We start from the raw sequence: 15369 nt of genomic DNA on the forward strand, positions 1-15369 counted from the left end.
ACGCTGCGCCCCCAAGGACTCGAGATCGCGGTGCGCGTGACGCCGCGGGCGTCGCGCGATGCGTTCGCGGCGGGGGCGCCTGAGCATTTCGCCGCGCGCCTTGCCGCGCCGCCCGTCGATGGTGCTGCAAACGACGCGCTGATCCCGCTTGTCGCCAAGGCGTTCGGCGTGCCCAAGCGCGCCGTGACGCTGCTTTCGGGGGATAGCGCGCGGTTTAAGCGGCTCGCGATCGCGGGCGATCCGGATGCGCTGGCGAAAATCGCCGCCGGTCTCTATGGAACCGAGCCATGAGCGCAGCACTGATCGACGGCAAGGCATTCGCGGCGGGTCTCCGGGCCCGGATCGCCGACAAGGTTCCGGCATTCCGCGAGGCGACCGGCCGCGCGCCGGGGCTGGCCGTCGTGCTGGTCGGCGAGGATCCCGCCTCCGCCGTCTATGTCCGATCGAAGGGCAAGCAGACGCGCGAGGCGGGGATGGAGAGCTTCGAGCACAAGCTGCCCGCCGATACCGACCAGGCAACCCTGCTCGCGCTGGTCGACCAGCTCAACGCCGATCCCGCGGTCGACGGGATTCTGGTTCAACTTCCCCTTCCCACGCATCTCGACGAGCAGGAAGTGCTGTTGCGGATCAGCCCGGACAAGGATGTCGACGGCTTCCATCCGGTCAATGCCGGGCGGCTCGCCACCGGGCTGCCGGGGTTCGTGCCGTGCACGCCGCTCGGCTGCCTGATGCTGCTCGAGGATCGGCTCGGCGATCTGTCCGGGCTCGACGCGGTGGTGATCGGGCGCTCGAACATCGTCGGCAAGCCGATGGCGGCGCTGCTGACCGCCAAGAGCTGCACGGTGACGGTGACGCATTCGCGAACCCGCAACCTGCCGCATTATCTCAAGCATGCCGATATCGTCGTCGCGGCGGTGGGCATCGCGCACTTCGTCAAGGGTGAATGGCTCAAGCCGGGCGCAACCGTGATCGACGTGGGGATCAACCGCACCGAGACCGGGCTGACCGGCGATGTCGACTTCGAAAGCGCGGCGGCGGTGGCGGGGGCAATCACCCCGGTGCCGGGCGGGGTCGGGCCGATGACGATCGCGGTGCTGCTGCGCAATACGCTGGTCGCGGCGCATCGCCGCGAGGGAGTCGCGCTCGACGAAGCGGAGGTCTGATGCTCGCACTGCTGCTGCTCGCCGCCGGTCCCGAGACGAGCGCGGTCGATGCCGAGAACGCGTTCCGCCGCGCAGCGCAGGCCGAGGGGCAGTGGACCGCCTTCCGGAAATTCGCGACGCAGGAAGCGATCGTCTTCCTGCCGCAGCCCGAGAAAGCCCAACAGGCGCTGCCGACGCTGGACCCGCCGGTCGCGGTGCAATGGTGGGCGGCCGAAAGCTTCGTCGCCTGCGACGGCACGACGGCGGTGAACACCGGTCCCTGGGTACGCTCCAAGGCCAAGGGCTATTTCACCACGGTCTGGCACAGGCGCGAGGCCGGCTGGAAATGGTCGCTCGACCATGGCGACGACCTCGCCACGCCGCGGGCGCGCCCCGCGAAGGTTGCCATGCGGAAAGCCTCGTGCGAGCCGATCACCGAGCCGGTCGCCACGCCCGTGGCGATGCTGGGCAGCAAGAGCGGCGACGGGCAATCGCCCGACGGGACGCTGCTCTGGCATTGGGAAGTCTCCGCCGAAGGTGCGCGCAGCTTCGATGCGTGGATCTGGGACGGCATCACGTTCGTATCGGTCGTCTCGGACAAGGTAGCCGCGCCAACATGATCGAGCTGTACATCTCCGCCTTCATCACCTTCTTCGTGGTGATCGATCCACCAGGCTGCGCGCCGATCTTCGCGGGGCTGACCAGCGGTGCGAGCGCGGTGCATCGCCGGGCGATGGCGGTGCGCGCGGTTCTCGTCGCCTCGGCGATCCTGTTCGGCTTCGCGCTGTTCGGCGAGGCGCTGCTCAAGGCGCTCGGCATCAGCCTCAATGCGTTCCGCATCGCCGGCGGGATCATGCTGTTCCTGATCGCGCTCGAAATGGTGTTCGAAAAGCGCACCGAGCGCCGCGAGGACCGCGCCGAGAAGATCAAGGCCGAGGAGCCCGCCGACATCTCGATCTTCCCGATGGCGATGCCGATGATCGCCGGGCCGGGATCGATCGCCTCGGTAATGCTGCTGATGTCGCAGAGCCAGGGGCTGGCGCGTTCGGCCGTGGTGCTCGCGGCGATGGCATCGATCCTCGCGTTGACGCTCGGCGCGCTGCTGATCGCAGGGCCGATCATGCGCGTCGTCGGCGCGAAGATCGAGGCGGTGGTGTCGCGGCTGCTCGGCGTGCTGCTCGCCGCGCTCGCCGCGCAGTTCGTGATCGACGGGATTCGCGCCAGCTTCAGCGCCGGGGCGGCGCTTTCGGGGCACTGACCGGCACGTCCGGAAGGTCGTAACGGATCCGCCACAGCCTGAACGGCGACTTCGCAGGCAACGCCACCGGCTCGAGCCAACTGGGTACCTGGCCGCGGTGGAGCTGGCCGTAGAAGCCGTTGGGGTTGCGCGCGCGATAGACCGTGGTTTCGGACAGGTTGGGGCAGACCAGCAGATACTGCGCCTTGTGCCGCGCCGCGATCGCGCGGAAGCCGCTCGCCGGGCCGGTGAATGCATGGTGGACGTCGAGGATCGCCTGGCCGTTGCGGTGATAGGGCCCGGCGATCGCATCGTGATGCGTGACAACGATCAGCCGCGGGCCCATGTCGACATGGGTGAACATCACCGCCTTGGGGATCGCGTCGAGCGGGCGCAGCGAGGTCATCCGCGCGCAGGCGGCATTGGCCTGGCCGACGCGGTCGGGGCCGGGTTTGCCTTTCGCCTTGTCGCTGGGAAGGAACGGCAGCACCAACCCGGCGAACAGTCCGGTGACGAGCAGGAACGCCAGCACCGACCCGAACACCCGGACCAGCATCGACGATCGGGCAAGGAACCAGGGCACGACCAGCCAGGCGAGAACCGTCGCGCCTGGCACGCCGAGCAGCTGCGCCGCGGGGCCTGCGCGGATCTGCCAGAGCAGCATCGCACCGGCGAATGCCGTGAACAATGCGATCGCGGCCCAGGCCACCGCCGCCTCGCTGCGCCGCGCGCGCCAGGTGGCGAGCAGCGCGCCCAGCACCCCGATGATCGGCAGCACCGCGATCGGGAAGCCGGTCTTGAAGCTGTGCTCGTAGATCGGCTTGGCCTCGCGCACCCGGCTGAGCCAGGTCCGCGCGAGTTCGTCCGACACCTGCTCGGGGCGGCCGAGGCATTGCGGGAAGAGCAGGACGAAGCCGGCGACGATCGCGCCGCCCGCCACTGCCGCAAGCGCGAGGCGGACCCAGCGATTCTCCAGGCGCAGCAGCGACAGCGCGAACAGCAGCGTCCCCGCCGCGACCATCACGCTCAACCATACCGGGGTCAGCGCGTCGCAGCGCAGCGCCTGGTTGGCGTTCGACGCGAACAGCGCGAAGCCGAGCGCGGTGCCGCCGGCAAGGCTCAGCCCATAGACCTGCATCCGCCGCGCATCACCGGCGTCCCACACCCAGCGCAGCGCGATGATCGCACCGGCCATCGCGCAATAGGGCAACAGCTCGAGCCCTATGCTCAGCGACAACGCGCTCGACAGGCCGACGGTGACACCGCCCCGCGCCCGCGCGCGATCGGCGAGCCCAGCGACGGTGAGCGCCAGGCAGGCGAGCTGCCAGCCGTGATGATCGATGCGCAACGGCGCATACATCAGCATCGTCGAGGTGCACCCCATCAGGATGACCAGCGCGAGCAGCCAGGCCTGGGGCGCGACCAGCCGGCGGACGGTGAGGCACAACCCAGTCATCGTCAGCCCGAGCGGGAGCAGCGGGGCAAGCCCGCACGCCCATTTCTCCGCCAGCGCCGTGCCGAGCAAGGGCTTGAGCAGCAGGATCAGCCCGGCGATCGGCAAGTCGACGATGCGCGACCAGTGGATGTCCAACCCGCCTAAGGCCGGATCGAGGCGGTATTGGCGCAGATCGTACCAGCCCTGCCCGGCGAGCAGGGCGCGTACCTGCGCCAGCCGCAGATTGTCGTCGGTGTCGCCGAGCGTCAGCCAATAGATGTTGCCCTGGCGCTGCCAGACATACCAGGCGACCACGCCCAGCCAGAACACCAGCATGCCCGCCAGCCAGCGCCGGTCCAGTTCGCGTTCGATCCGCAAATCGCTCAGCTTCAAAATGTCTTCCCTCGCTCTGCGCTCCGCATTAGGGCGGCGCCCTGCGCGAGGGCAAGCTAGACTAGTGACGGCACTCCTGAATCGACTGGAATCTCTGATGGCGAGCGGCATGCTCGGCCAGCTGATCCGCTTCGGCATCGCCGGGGGGATCTCCACGGTGATCTATTCGGCGGTGTACCTGCCGCTCGCCTATTTCGTGCTGCCCAAGAACCTGGCGGTGCTCGCGGTGCCGCCGGCGTTCCTCGTCGCGGTGACCTGCGGCTTCTTCCTCCACAGCTTCTGGAGCTTCAAGGGGCACGGCACGCGCGACCAGAGCGGGCGTCAGCACCTCAAGTTCCTGATCGTCCAGGGCTTCGGGCTGCTGCTCAACGCGTTGTTCACCTGGGTGATCACCGGGCCGCTGTTCCACGGGCCGCAATGGCTGCCCTTGGTGCCGATCGTGCTGATCACGCCACTCGCGACTTTCGCGCTCAACCGCCAATGGGTATTCGGATAGAATGGACCGCATCGTTTACGAGCGCATGGCCGCGCACGACACCACGCATTGGTGGTATCGCGCCCGCCGCGACATCCTCGCCGAGTATCTGACGCGCTGGGGCGGGCTGCCCGAGGACGCACGCATCCTCGAGATCGGCTGCGGCACCGGGCACAACCTCCCGATGCTCGCGCAGTTCGGCGAGATCGACGCGATCGAGATCGACGAGACCGCCGGCGCCAAGGCCAGCGAACGCCTGGGCAAGCCCGTCGGCACCTCGCCGCTTCCCGATCTGGTCGGCATTGAACCCGGCAGCTACGATCTCGTCGCGGTGCTCGACGTGATCGAGCATGTCGAGGACGATGTCGCGGCGCTAAAGGCGATCGCGACCGCGCTCAAGCCCGGCGGCAAGATCCTGATCACCGTGCCGGCGCACCAATGGATGTGGAGCGCGCACGACGTGGTCAACCACCACAAGCGGCGCTACTCGAAGGCCGGGTTCGCGGCGCTGCTCGACAAGGCCGGGCTGCGTGGCGCCAAGCTCGGCTATTTCAATTCGCTGCTGTTCCCGGTGGCGGTGGCGGCGCGCTTCGCCGGCAAGCTGATGGGCAAGGACGACAGCGACGATTCGCCCCCGCCCAAGCCGCTCAACACGCTGTTCGAGGGGATCTTCCGGGTGGAGCGGCACCTGGTCGGCCGGATTCCGCTGCCGCCGGGCTTGTCGCTAATCACGCTGGCTTCGAAGAAATAACCTGGGACACGCCGACTGCGCTCCCCTCCCGCTTGCGGGAGGGGTCGGGGGAGGGCCCGACGTGCGTGTGTCGAAAGGAACCTCCCCGTCAGTCCCTCCCCTAACCCCTCCCGCAAGCGGAAGGGGAACTTACTCCGCCGCTTCGCTCCGCGCGGTCTGCGGCGAGACGCTGACTTCGCCCGAATCCTCGAAGCGATAGCCGAGCGAGGCATGGCCGCGCACCGGCCCGGCGACGTCGGCGACCAGGTAGAGCGGCCGCCGCTTGGACTCGACGTAGAGCCGCCCGAGATACTCGCCGATCATCCCCAGCACGAACATCTGCACCGCGCCGATCACCACGACGACGAGCATCGTCGAGGTCCAGCCCTGGATCGCATTGCCCATCAGCCAGGCGACGATGATGTAGAGGATGAGCAGCAGCGACGCGCCGGTGAGCAGCAACCCGATATGGCTGGCGAAGCGCAAAGGCGCGGTCGAGAAGCCGGTGATCGCGTCCAGCGCGAAGCGGATCATCTTGGCGAGCGGATATTTGCTCTCGCCGGCCAGCCGCTCGTGCCGGTCATAGGGGAAGGGAACCTGCTTGAACCCGACCCAGGCGACCATCCCGCGGATGAAGCGCGCCTGTTCGGGGAGTGACAGGAACGCGTCTAGCGCGCGCCGCGTCATCAGCCGGAAGTCGCCGGTATCGAGCGGGATCGGCGTGTCGGTGATCCGATCGAGCATGCGATAGAAGAGGGCGGCAGTGATCTTCTTGAAGATCGTCTCGCCGTCGCGCTTGCGCCGCACCGCATAGACGACGTCGGCACCCTGGCTCTTCATCGCCGCGCGCATGTCGGTCATCAGCTCGGGGGGATCCTGGAGATCGGCGTCGATGATCAGTATTTCCTCGCCCGCGCACAGATCGAGCCCGGCTGTGAGCGCGAGCTGGTGGCCGTGATTGCGCGAGAGGTTGATCGCGACGAGCCGCGGATCGGTCTCGCACAGCCGCTGCATCACCTTCCAGCTCTGGTCGCGCGAGCCGTCGTTGATCAGCACGATCTCATAATCGTTGCCGACGCTCGCCTGCGCCGCGGCCGAGACGCGGCCGTGCAGCGCCTCGAGGCACGCCTCTTCATTGTAGCAGGGGATGACGACGGAAAGCTTGGGCCTCTTCATGACCGGCCGCTGTAGCGGCGTGTGGGGCGGTGCGCTAGCGCTCGTCGATGATCGCCGTGGGGTGCGCCTGCCGGGCCGCTCAGAGCGAGCGGCGGCGGTCGAGAAAACGGCCGAGGCCGACGAAGAAATAGATCAGCGGCGGGACGAGCACGAGGCTGAGCACGACCTTGGTGAGCATCTGGCCGACGAGCAGCTCGCGGATCGGGAAGACGCCGTAGAAGGCGACGGTGACGAAGATCAGCGTGTCGGCAATCTGGCTGAGCATGCTCGCGATCGCCGCGCGCAGCCACAGCATCTTGCCGCCGCCGCGCTTCAATGCGCTGAAGATTGTCACGTTGAGGATTTGCGAGATGCCATAGGCGATGATGCCGCCAAGCCAGATCCGCGGCGTTCCCGACATCATCAGCTCGAAGGCGTGGAGGCGTTCGGGCTCCATGCTCGGCGAGGCCGGCAGCGCGAGGACGACGAGCGAGAGCAGCACCGACGTGACGAGCGGCACGAAGCCCCAGAGGACCAGGCGCCGCGCGACATCCGGGCCGTTGAGCTCGGCGACCGCGCTCGACACCGCGACGAGCAACAGGAAGGCGAAGATACCCGCCTCGACCGCGAGCGGGCCGACGCCCACCCAGGTGCCGATCGCGGAGATCGGTCCCAGCGACACCTGCTTGTTGCCGAGCACCCCGGCGATGCAGACCATGCCGCCATAGAAGATCGACAGGAAGAAGAGCGAGCGCGTGATGTTGGGCCGGATGTCCATCGCCCGACGCTAGCGGGAAAGATGGCGCTGCGAAAGGTGGGCGCGTGCCCTCTGGCCTCGGGCCGCGCAGCGTGTATGGTCGCGGTTTTGCTGGCCAAAGCACGCGGCCGGCCTCGGGGGCGCACCGGCGAATGACTCAGTTTCCCATCGGCATTTTCGGCATCCTGGCGATCCTTGCGATCGCGTGGCTGCTGTCGAGCAACCGGCGGGGGATCCGCCTGCGCACCGTCGGGGCGGCGTTCGCGCTGCAGGCGGGAATCGCGTTGCTCGTGCTGCGCACCGATTGGGGCCGCGCAGCGCTGCACGGAATGTCGAACGGCGTCTCGGCGCTGCTCGGCTATGCCGGCGAGGGCACGACCTTCCTGTTCGGCCCGCTCGCCCGGCCCGAACTCGGCGGGCAGAGCTTCGCGATCGCCGCGCTCCCGGTGATCATCTTCTTCGCCGCGCTCGTCTCGATCCTCTACCATCTCGGGATCATGCAGTTCGTCATCCGCTGGATCGGGGGCGGCATCGAGAAGGTGGTGGGCACCACCAAGGTCGAATCGCTGTGCGCGGCGGCGAACATCTTCGTCGGCCAGAGCGAATCGCCGCTGGTGATCCGTCCCTATCTGGCGCGGCTCACGCCCTCGCAGCTCTTCGCGGTGATGACCGTCGGCATGGCCGGAGTCGCGGGGACGATCCTCGCCGCCTATGCCAGCCTGCTGGGCCCGCAGGCGCTGCCCTATCTGCTCGCCGCTTCCTTCATGGCGGCCCCCGGCGGGCTGCTGATGGCCAAGATCATCATGCCCGACGATCCCGCCCCCGCGAACGGCGAGCTGCCGCTCGGCGACGATCCCGAAGAAGAGGCCATCAAGATCGCCGAGCACGATATCGAGGAGGAACGCGCCGCCAATCTGATCATGGCCGCTGCGACCGGCGCCTCGACCGGCGTCAAGATCGCAGTGGCGGTGGGTGCGATGGTGCTCGCGTTCGTCGCGTTGGTCGCGCTCGCCAACGGGTTGCTCGCCGGCGCGGGCAATTGGGTGGTCTATGCCAGCGGAAACGCGTCCTGGGCGCAGGCCTGGTTCGCCGATCTGAGCTTCCAGCGGATCATCGGATCGGTGTTCGCGCCGGTGATGTACCTGCTCGGCATCTCGTGGCACGACGCCGTAGCGGCGGGCGGGCTGTTCGGCACCAAAGTGGTGCTCAACGAGTTCGTCGCGTTCATCGATCTCGGCCAGATGAAGGATCTCGCCCCGCGCACCGTGGCGATCATCACCTTCGCATTGTGCGGCTTCGCCAATTTCAGCTCGATCGCGATCCAGATGGCGGCGACCGGCAGCCTCGCGCCCAACCAGCGGCCGATGATCGCGCGGCTCGGCATCCGCGCGCTGGTCGCGGGCAGCCTGGCGAACCTGATGTCGGCAGCGCTCGCCGGGCTGGTGATGCCGTAGCGCATGCATATCTGCGAATGTTTACGCTTGTGCAACTAAATCGGCGGTAGCGGCGATCTGCGGGTGGGGTGATTTCGGGCCTTCCAGGTTCGAGCGTGCGATGGGAACGTATGCCGATGGATCACCAATTGAGGATGTTGCCGTCCCCCCAGGGGGAACCGTTTGAGTGGCTCAACGAATGCTTGGAGGTCGCGTATCCGACCGAGGATCCGCGCTCGGCGTTCGAATGGGAGCGTGCGCGCCAGGTGGGGCAGGCGCCGCTTCCGGGGTTTCGCCCGCGGGTCAAGGCCGTGGCGCAGCCGGCCGCGCGGGTCGAGCGCCGCGCCGATGCGCGCAGCAAGATGTCGGTCTATCGCTCGGCGACGTTGCGCTGGGGCGGCCGCGAGGTCCTCTGCCTGATCCGCAATCTCTCGGCCACCGGGATGATGTGCCGTTCGGTCGCGCGGCCCGGCCAGGGTGACCGCGTCGAAGTCGAGATGCGCTCGGGCGAATGCGTGCCGGGCATCGTGGTGTGGACGCGCGACGCGCAGATCGGCATCCGCTTCGATGCGCAGATCGACGTCTCGACCGTGCTCAACGCCCGGGTGCGTACCCCGCAGGCGTCGGTCCAGCGCATGCCGCGGCTGCGCGCGGGCTGCACCGCGACGCTGATCGCCGAGAGCGGCCGCCAGAGCGTGACTCTGCTCGATCTGTCGCAAGGGGGCGCCAAGATCGAGGCAGGATGCCTGCGCGAGGGCGAGCACGTGACCCTGGGCGTCGTCGGGCTTGAGCCGCGCAGCGGCACGGTGCGCTGGGTCCAGGCCGGCCGCGCCGGAATCGCCTTTCTCAGCCCGATTCCTTTCGACCGGCTCGCCAATTGGGCGGTCGAACGCCCCGCCGATCAGCGCGTCGGGACCGGCTCGGCGCCCGAATAATCGTAGAAGCCGCGCTTGGTCTTGCGGCCGTACCAGCCGGCCTCGACATATTTGACCAGCAGCGGCGCGGGACGGAACTTGGGATCCCCGGTGCCTTCGAACAGGACCCGGGTGATCTCCAGGCACGTATCGAGCCCGATGAAGTCGGCGAGGGTGAACGGGCCCATCGGATGGTTGAGCCCAAGCTGGCAGGCGGCGTCGATGTCGGGAATCGTCGCCACCCCTTCGCCCAACGCGAAGCACGCTTCGTTGAGCATCGGCATCAGCACGCGGTTGACGATGAACCCCGGCGCGTCGTTGGCGTGGACGATGCGCTTGCCGAGCGACTGGCCGAATGTCTCGACCGCGGCGACGGTGGCGTCGCTGGTGGCGAGGCCGCGGATCAGCTCGATCAGCCCCATGACGGGCACCGGGTTGAAGAAGTGAACGCCCATGAACCGCGCCGGATCGGGCGCCGCTTGGGCGAGCCGCGTGATCGGGATCGACGAAGTGTTGCTGGCGAGGATCGTTTGGCCGCCCAGCGCCTTGCCAACGGTGTCGAAGATCTGGCGCTTGATCGCCTCGCGCTCGGTCGCCGCCTCGATGACTAGGTTGCACGGCGCCATTGCGGCGAGGTCGCTGATCGGGGTGATCCGCCCGAGCGCGCCTTCGGCGTCGGCGGCGCTGATCTTCTCCTTCTCCACGGCGCGTGCGAGCTGCCTGGCGATTCCGGCCTTGCCCGCTTCGGCGCGGCCCAAGTCGACATCGGAGAGCAGCACGACATAGCCCGCCTGCGCCGAAACCTGCGCGATCCCCGCGCCCATCTGTCCCGCGCCGATCACGCCTACCGTCTGCATCGCCCGTCTCCAATTCCGCTTCGCATGTCCCCTACCGTCCGGCGCGGGGCTCGGCTAGACCGCGGTCCATGCTGACCTTCGCGCTCCTGCTCGCCGCCGCCGATCCCGCCACCGGCGCCTTCCAGACCTATGGCGACTGGGCCGTGGCCTGCGACAATCTCAAGGTCTGCGAGATGACGTCGCTGGTCAGCGACGAGGGCGACTTGCCCGACGACGGCCCCTTGACTGCATCGATCAGCCGCGATCCCGGCCCGCAAGGCGGCTTCGAGATCGCCGTCGATGCGGGCAAGGCGCCCGGCAGCCTCACCCTCGCCGTCGACGGCAAGGCGGTGGCGCAGGGCATCGCCAAGGACGAGGTTGTGCGCTTCCGCGACGCCGACGCCGCGCGGATCGTCGCGGCGGTCGCCAACGGCACTGCGCTCAGCCTGGGCAACGTCAAGATCTCGCTCAAAGGGTCGTCGGCGGCGCTGCGCTTCATCGATGCGGGGCAGGGCCGCGCGGGCACGGTGACGGCGGCAGTGGCCCAAGGGACCAAGCCCGCGACCGCGGTGCCTGCGCCGCCCGCGACTCCTCGCGTCGCCGCGCTGCGCGCCAGCGGCACCCCCGCGACGGTAAATGCGGCGATGCGCAAGCAGCTGGAGAAGCTGTCGAGCTGCGAGGACTATACCGACGACGGCGAAAAGGCCGAGGGCGCGATCGAGACCTTCGCGCTCGGCGGCGGCGCGTCGCTGGCGCTCGTGCCGTGCGGCAGCGGCGCGTACAACGTCAACACCGTCCCGTTCGTACTGCGGGGCGGCAAGGCCGAAGTCGCCGATATCGACTATTCGAGCGACGGGTCCGGCGAGGCGCCGATGCTCACCAACGCCTGGTGGGACGCCAAGGCGAGCGTGCTCGGCACCCACGCCAAGGGCCGCGGGATCGGCGATTGCGGCGAGAGCGCGAGCTATGTCTGGGATGGCAAGGCGTTTCACCTGATCGAGCTGCGTCGGATGGACGAGTGCCGCGGCTCGATCAACTGGCTGCGCACCTGGACGGCCGAGCCGGTCTATCGCTAGACCCGCGCAAGGCCGCTTCGTTTCAAGCCACACCGTACTCCCGCCTTCGCCGCAGCACGATATGCCCACAATATTCGCGCCTAAGGCGCCATGCGCAGGGGCTGGGCTTCGCACAGCATCAGCGCGAACCAGTCCTGCGGGTCGGTCCATTCGGCGATCGGCGTCCAGCCGCCCGCGCGCAGCAGCATGCGGGCGCCATTGGGGCCGTATTTGTGGCTGTTCTCGGTGTGGATGCTCTCGCCCGCCCGCATTGCGAAGGGGCGGCCCTCGACGGTGAAGTCTAGGTCGCGCTGGGCCTCGAGGTGCATTTCGATCCTTGCCGCGTCCGGGTTCCAGATCGCGCGATGGCGGAAGGCATCGACGGGGATCGTGCCCGCCAGCTCGCGGTTGATCCGTTCGAGCAGGTTGAGGTTGAACGCCGCAGTGACCCCCTGCGCGTCGTCATACGCAGGGATGAGGATGTCGGGTGACTTGACCCGGTCCATCCCGATCAGCAGCCGCGCGCCTTCGCCGAGCCAGTCGCGCATCGCGCGCAGCAAATTGACCGCGTGGAAGGCCTGCATGTTGCCGATCGTCGAGCCGGGGAAGAAGCCGAGCTTGGGCAGGCCGGACACTTCCTCGGGCAGCGGCACCGGGCGGAGGAAATCGGCCTCGACCGGGAGTACCGGCAGTCCCGGGAAATCTTTCGAAAGTTCGCGCGCCGAGTGGCGGAGGAATTCGCCGGAGATGTCGATCGGCACATAGGCGGAAGGATGGATCGCGCGGAGGAGGATCGGGGTCTTGGTCGAGGAGCCCGATCCGAACTCGACCACCGCGGCATTGGGCGCGGCGAGTGCGCCGAGCTGCGGGCCGACCTGCATCAGCAACGCGGTTTCGGTGCGGGTGGGATAATATTCGGGCAGGTCGGTGATCGCCTCGAATAGCTCCGAGCCGCGGCGATCGTAGAACCAGCGGGCGGGAATCGCGCGCGGGCTGGCGGCGAGGCCGTTCAGCACATCGGCGCGGAAATTGGGATCGGCGAGCCCGTGCTCGCCGTCTTCGAGCTCCTGCTTGAGCATGTCAGATGTCCTTGGCCAGGCGCACGCCGGTGAACTGCCAGCGCTGGTGTGGATAGAAGAAGTTGCGGTAGCTCGCGCGGACATGCCCGCGCGGGGTGGCGCAGCTGCCGCCGCGCAGCACGAACTGCCCGCTCATGAACTTGCCGTTATATTCGCCGACCGCGCCTGGCGCGGTGCGGAAGCCGGGATAGGGGCGATAGGCGCTGCCGGTCCATTCCCAGACGTCGCCGAAGAAGGCCGGACCGCCGGGCGAGGGGCGCGGCTCGACCGGGCCGGCGACGTCCAGCTGGTTGCCGCCCTTCGGATCGTGGCCGCGTGCTGCCGCCTCCCATTCGAATTCGGTGGGCAGCCGTGCGCCGGCCCAGCTCGCATAGGCGTCAGCCTCGAACAGGCTGACATGGGTGACCGGCGCGGCGGGATCGATCGGACGGCGGCCGTCTAGCCCGAAGCGTGTCCACGCGCCGCCCTCCTGCCGCCAATAGAGCGGCGCCTCTACGCCCTCGGCCTGCACCCAGGTCCAGCCGTCTGCCAGCCAGTGCCGCGAGTCGCGATAGCCGCCATCGGCGATGAATGCGGCCCATTCGCCATTGGTGACCGTTCGGTCGGCGATCGCATGCGGCGCCAGCAGCGCCTGGTGCCGCGGCCCCTCGCAATCGAAGGCGAAGTCGGTTGACGAAGTTGACTCGAATCGCGGTTTTTCGGCGCCAGTTGACTCGACGTCTTGCCCGATCGCGACGATCCCGCCGGGATGGTCGAGCCAACCAATCGGTTGGGGCATCGCCACGGGCACTTTCGGTGTCCCTTGCCACAGCGCCGGCTCGAGCGGATTGACCGAGAAATGATGAAGGATGTCGGTGAGCAGCAGCTCCTGGTGCTGCTCCTCATGATTGCAGCCGAGGAGAACCAGATCGTGCGCTTCTTCGCCCAGCTCTGGTAGCGCGTCGTTCAACGCGGCATCGACATGCGCGCGATAGTCCAGAATCTCGGCCAGGCTCGGCCGCGACAGCATCCCGCGGCTGGGGCGGGCGTGACGCGCGCCTTCGGCCTCGTAATAGCTGTTGAACAGGAACGGCCAGCGTTCGTCGTGCAGCCGATAGCCGGCGACATGATCGCGCAGCACGAAAGTCTCGAAGAACCAGGTGGTATGGGCGAGGTGCCATTTGGCCGGCGATGCGTCGTCCATCGACTGGATCGTCGTATCGGCATCGGAGAGGTCGGCGACAAGCGCAACACTGAGAGCCCGAACGCGCCCGAAGCGCGTCGCGAGCGGACAGGAAGCTGGGGCCGGACCAGTTTCTGTTCGCATTTTGTTCTTATACTCGAAGCGCGGGGCAACGGTCAAGCGCGATGACAAGCGATTAGCGCGATGCCCCCGGAACCCACAGAACGTCTCCGCCCGCCATTTGGTTCACTGCGCGTGCCGCGACGAACAGCAGATCGGACAGGCGATTGAGATAGGCGAGCGCGTGCGGGTTCAGCTCGGTTGCGTCCCCCGCGGCGACGGCGGTGCGTTCGGCGCGGCGGACGATCGCGCGGCCGAGGTGCAGTGCGGCGGCGCCAGGGTCGCCGGCGGGGAGGATGAAGCTGGTCAACGGGTCGAGCGCGGCGTTGAGATGGTCGATCCGATCTTCGAGCCATTCGACCTGCGACGCGACGATGCGCAGCGCGCCTTCGATCGTCGGCGGGGTGGCGAGATCGGCGCCGAGATCGAACAGGTCATTCTGGATCCGTGCGAGCATCTCGCTGAAGCTGCCGGGGCCGAGCGCGGCGCGCGCGACGCCGATCGCGCTGTTGGCCTCGTCGACATCGCCGATCGCCGCCATGCGCGGATCGGCTTTGGAAACGCGCGATCCGTCGACCAGCCCGGTAGTGCCCTGGTCGCCGGTGCGCGTGTAGATCTTGTTGAGCTTTACCATGGCCGCCGTCCTACGCCCGGCAGGCGCGCTTGGCCACCGGCTCGGCCGGGCGTGGTTAGTGAACGGCTAAGCCTGTCCTTCGACCGGGTGTAAACGCTTGAGTTCTATAGAGCATGCAGGGGAGAGCCCGCATGAATCCAGGCGATCGACACAGCAACGACGCGCTCATCGCGCGATTGGCGGAGGTGGCCGACCGCCGCACCAACCCGCGTACCTCGACTGCGCTCACCGCGACGATCCGCGCGAGCGGTGACGTGCGGCGGATCAAGGGCGAAGTCGCCGATGTTTCGGTGGAGGGATGCAAGGTCTTCACCTGGGGGCTGCGCGAAGGCGAGGACGTGTGGGTGGCGATCGCGCATCTGGCGCCCATGCCCGCGCGCGTCGCCTGGACCGGCGAGGGCGTTGCCGGGCTCCAGTTCAAGGGCCGGCTGCACCAATCGCTGGTGACGCATCTCGGTTTCCTGTGACCGCATAGGGGCGTCGCGATGCGCCGCCCGCCGCTGCTCGATCTCGAACTGGTGGTGCTGATCGGACTGTTGCTGCTCGCCTTGGTCTGGTGCCTGGCGATGCTGATCCGCTAGCTTCCCGCCGAGACCATCATCAGCAGGATCGCGATGATCGCGATCGCCACGCCCTGGAGCAGGATGCGCTGCTGCATCAGCTTCTGCGAGCGCAGCGAGCGCTCGCTCGGGCCTTCGCCTTCGAGATCCTGGCTGGTGGTCTGCGCCATGTTGACCAGCCCCTTGATGAGCACGAAGACCACCGCGAGCATCGCGGCAATGAGCAAGGCGGCAAGGAAGAAGGTCATGGGT

Annotated in this window: 18 protein-coding genes; 10 read left to right on the plus strand and 8 right to left on the minus strand. The window is 68.0% G+C overall.

The window, feature by feature from the left end; genetic code table 11:
- Positions 1-24 precede the first annotated feature (24 nt).
- From RZN05_RS17245 to RZN05_RS17260, 4 genes are read left to right on the plus strand one after another with little or no spacing between them, the layout of a single operon-like run.
- The gene (locus tag RZN05_RS17245) at positions 25-291 is read left to right on the plus strand and encodes a DUF167 domain-containing protein (protein ID WP_394804846.1); all 267 of its coding nucleotides are present in this window, start codon (positions 25-27) and stop codon (positions 289-291) included.
- Complete coding sequence (folD, locus tag RZN05_RS17250) at positions 288-1163, plus strand: bifunctional methylenetetrahydrofolate dehydrogenase/methenyltetrahydrofolate cyclohydrolase FolD (protein WP_317227920.1); 876 nt, start codon at positions 288-290, stop codon at positions 1161-1163. Before RZN05_RS17245 ends, folD begins: the two co-directional genes overlap by 4 nt.
- Positions 1163-1762, plus strand: a complete 600-nt coding sequence (locus RZN05_RS17255) for a hypothetical protein (RefSeq protein WP_317227921.1) — start codon at positions 1163-1165, stop codon at positions 1760-1762. The genes folD and RZN05_RS17255 overlap by 1 nt, the downstream gene beginning before the upstream one ends.
- Positions 1759-2400, plus strand: a complete 642-nt coding sequence (locus tag RZN05_RS17260) for a MarC family protein (protein WP_317227922.1) — start codon at positions 1759-1761, stop codon at positions 2398-2400. Before RZN05_RS17255 ends, RZN05_RS17260 begins: the two co-directional genes overlap by 4 nt.
- Here the strand turns inward: RZN05_RS17260 and RZN05_RS17265 are convergent.
- A complete protein-coding gene (locus RZN05_RS17265) occupies positions 2369-4150 on the minus strand; it encodes an AcrB/AcrD/AcrF family protein (RefSeq protein ID WP_317228559.1) in 1782 nt (593 codons plus the stop codon). The two genes, RZN05_RS17260 and RZN05_RS17265, sit on opposite strands and share 32 nt — an antisense overlap.
- Before the next feature lie 154 nt (positions 4151-4304).
- Here RZN05_RS17265 and RZN05_RS17270 point away from each other — a divergent pair, with 154 nt between their 5' ends.
- Positions 4305-4703, plus strand: coding sequence for a GtrA family protein (locus RZN05_RS17270; RefSeq protein WP_317227923.1), 399 nt, complete (start codon positions 4305-4307; stop codon positions 4701-4703).
- A gap of 1 nt (position 4704) precedes the next feature.
- Positions 4705-5433, plus strand: coding sequence for a class I SAM-dependent methyltransferase (locus RZN05_RS17275; RefSeq protein ID WP_317227924.1), 729 nt, complete (start codon positions 4705-4707; stop codon positions 5431-5433).
- 129 nt (positions 5434-5562) lie between these two features.
- Here RZN05_RS17275 and RZN05_RS17280 read toward each other — a convergent pair whose 3' ends face one another.
- Positions 5563-6588 (minus strand): glycosyltransferase family 2 protein, encoded by a 1026-nt coding sequence (locus RZN05_RS17280; RefSeq protein ID WP_317227925.1) that lies wholly within the window; start codon positions 6586-6588, stop codon positions 5563-5565.
- Positions 6589-6667: 79 nt separating this feature from the next.
- Positions 6668-7345 carry a queuosine precursor transporter gene (locus RZN05_RS17285; RefSeq protein ID WP_317227926.1) on the minus strand — a complete coding sequence of 226 codons (678 nt, stop codon included), beginning with the start codon at positions 7343-7345 and terminating at the stop codon, positions 6668-6670.
- Positions 7346-7476: 131 nt separating this feature from the next.
- Between RZN05_RS17285 and RZN05_RS17290 the strand changes: the two genes are divergently transcribed.
- Both RZN05_RS17290 and RZN05_RS17295 read left to right on the plus strand, forming a co-directional pair.
- Complete coding sequence (locus RZN05_RS17290) at positions 7477-8778, plus strand: NupC/NupG family nucleoside CNT transporter (protein ID WP_317227927.1); 1302 nt, start codon at positions 7477-7479, stop codon at positions 8776-8778.
- Between the two features lie 182 nt (positions 8779-8960).
- Positions 8961-9692 carry a PilZ domain-containing protein gene (locus RZN05_RS17295; protein ID WP_317227928.1) on the plus strand — a complete coding sequence of 244 codons (732 nt, stop codon included), beginning with the start codon at positions 8961-8963 and terminating at the stop codon, positions 9690-9692.
- Here RZN05_RS17295 and RZN05_RS17300 read toward each other — a convergent pair.
- Positions 9659-10528: a 3-hydroxyacyl-CoA dehydrogenase NAD-binding domain-containing protein gene (locus RZN05_RS17300; protein ID WP_317227929.1), complete on the minus strand. Its 870-nt coding sequence runs from the start codon at positions 10526-10528 to the stop codon at positions 9659-9661. The genes RZN05_RS17295 and RZN05_RS17300 overlap by 34 nt on opposite strands.
- Positions 10529-10596: 68 nt before the next feature.
- On the opposite strand from RZN05_RS17300, the gene RZN05_RS17305 reads away from it, so the two are divergent.
- Complete coding sequence (locus RZN05_RS17305; RefSeq protein WP_317227930.1) at positions 10597-11583, plus strand: DUF1176 domain-containing protein; 987 nt, start codon at positions 10597-10599, stop codon at positions 11581-11583.
- 80 nt (positions 11584-11663) lie between these two features.
- Here RZN05_RS17305 and egtD read toward each other — a convergent pair whose 3' ends face one another.
- From egtD to RZN05_RS17320, 3 genes are read right to left on the minus strand one after another with little or no spacing between them, the layout of a single operon-like run.
- A complete protein-coding gene (gene egtD / locus RZN05_RS17310) occupies positions 11664-12641 on the minus strand; it encodes an L-histidine N(alpha)-methyltransferase (protein WP_317227931.1) in 978 nt (325 codons plus the stop codon).
- A 1-nt stretch (position 12642) separates the two neighbouring features.
- On the minus strand, positions 12643-13947 hold the full coding sequence (gene egtB, locus RZN05_RS17315) for an ergothioneine biosynthesis protein EgtB (protein WP_317227932.1): 1305 nt from the start codon (positions 13945-13947) through the stop codon (positions 12643-12645).
- Positions 13948-13999: 52 nt separating this feature from the next.
- The gene (locus RZN05_RS17320; RefSeq protein ID WP_317227933.1) at positions 14000-14557 is read right to left on the minus strand and encodes a cob(I)yrinic acid a,c-diamide adenosyltransferase; all 558 of its coding nucleotides are present in this window, start codon (positions 14555-14557) and stop codon (positions 14000-14002) included.
- Between the two features lie 131 nt (positions 14558-14688).
- Between RZN05_RS17320 and RZN05_RS17325 the strand changes: the two genes are divergently transcribed.
- Positions 14689-15024 carry a PilZ domain-containing protein gene (locus RZN05_RS17325; protein ID WP_317227934.1) on the plus strand — a complete coding sequence of 112 codons (336 nt, stop codon included), beginning with the start codon at positions 14689-14691 and terminating at the stop codon, positions 15022-15024.
- A gap of 110 nt (positions 15025-15134) precedes the next feature.
- On the opposite strand, the gene RZN05_RS17330 is transcribed toward RZN05_RS17325, so the two are convergent.
- Positions 15135-15365 carry a twin transmembrane helix small protein gene (locus RZN05_RS17330; protein ID WP_317227935.1) on the minus strand — a complete coding sequence of 77 codons (231 nt, stop codon included), beginning with the start codon at positions 15363-15365 and terminating at the stop codon, positions 15135-15137.
- Between the last annotated feature and the right edge of the window lie 4 nt (positions 15366-15369).

It is taken from the genome of Sphingomonas sp. HF-S4 (assembly GCF_032911445.1).
GTDB classification, from domain to species: Bacteria; Pseudomonadota; Alphaproteobacteria; order Sphingomonadales; family Sphingomonadaceae; genus Sphingomonas; species Sphingomonas agrestis.

Excerpts from the sequence above, each read along its gene's own strand:
- RZN05_RS17270 (WP_317227923.1), top strand. The coding sequence starts at position 4,305 with ATGGCGAGCGGCATGCTCGGCCAGCTGATCCGCTTCGGCATCGCCGGG.
- egtB (WP_317227932.1), bottom strand. The coding sequence starts at position 13,947 with ATGCGAACAGAAACTGGTCCGGCCCCAGCTTCCTGTCCGCTCGCGACG.
- RZN05_RS17330 (WP_317227935.1), bottom strand. The coding sequence starts at position 15,365 with ATGACCTTCTTCCTTGCCGCCTTGCTCATTGCCGCGATGCTCGCGGTG.
- RZN05_RS17325 (WP_317227934.1), top strand. The coding sequence starts at position 14,689 with ATGAATCCAGGCGATCGACACAGCAACGACGCGCTCATCGCGCGATTG.
- folD (WP_317227920.1), top strand. The coding sequence starts at position 288 with ATGAGCGCAGCACTGATCGACGGCAAGGCATTCGCGGCGGGTCTCCGG.
- RZN05_RS17290 (WP_317227927.1), top strand. The coding sequence starts at position 7,477 with ATGACTCAGTTTCCCATCGGCATTTTCGGCATCCTGGCGATCCTTGCG.
- RZN05_RS17285 (WP_317227926.1), bottom strand. The coding sequence starts at position 7,345 with ATGGACATCCGGCCCAACATCACGCGCTCGCTCTTCTTCCTGTCGATC.
- egtD (WP_317227931.1), bottom strand. The coding sequence starts at position 12,641 with ATGCTCAAGCAGGAGCTCGAAGACGGCGAGCACGGGCTCGCCGATCCC.
- RZN05_RS17255 (WP_317227921.1), top strand. The coding sequence starts at position 1,163 with ATGCTCGCACTGCTGCTGCTCGCCGCCGGTCCCGAGACGAGCGCGGTC.
- RZN05_RS17275 (WP_317227924.1), top strand. The coding sequence starts at position 4,705 with ATGGACCGCATCGTTTACGAGCGCATGGCCGCGCACGACACCACGCAT.
- RZN05_RS17280 (WP_317227925.1), bottom strand. The coding sequence starts at position 6,588 with ATGAAGAGGCCCAAGCTTTCCGTCGTCATCCCCTGCTACAATGAAGAG.
- RZN05_RS17320 (WP_317227933.1), bottom strand. The coding sequence starts at position 14,557 with ATGGTAAAGCTCAACAAGATCTACACGCGCACCGGCGACCAGGGCACT.
- RZN05_RS17260 (WP_317227922.1), top strand. The coding sequence starts at position 1,759 with ATGATCGAGCTGTACATCTCCGCCTTCATCACCTTCTTCGTGGTGATC.
- RZN05_RS17305 (WP_317227930.1), top strand. The coding sequence starts at position 10,597 with ATGCTGACCTTCGCGCTCCTGCTCGCCGCCGCCGATCCCGCCACCGGC.
- RZN05_RS17265 (WP_317228559.1), bottom strand. The coding sequence starts at position 4,150 with ATGCTGGTGTTCTGGCTGGGCGTGGTCGCCTGGTATGTCTGGCAGCGC.
- RZN05_RS17300 (WP_317227929.1), bottom strand. The coding sequence starts at position 10,528 with ATGCAGACGGTAGGCGTGATCGGCGCGGGACAGATGGGCGCGGGGATC.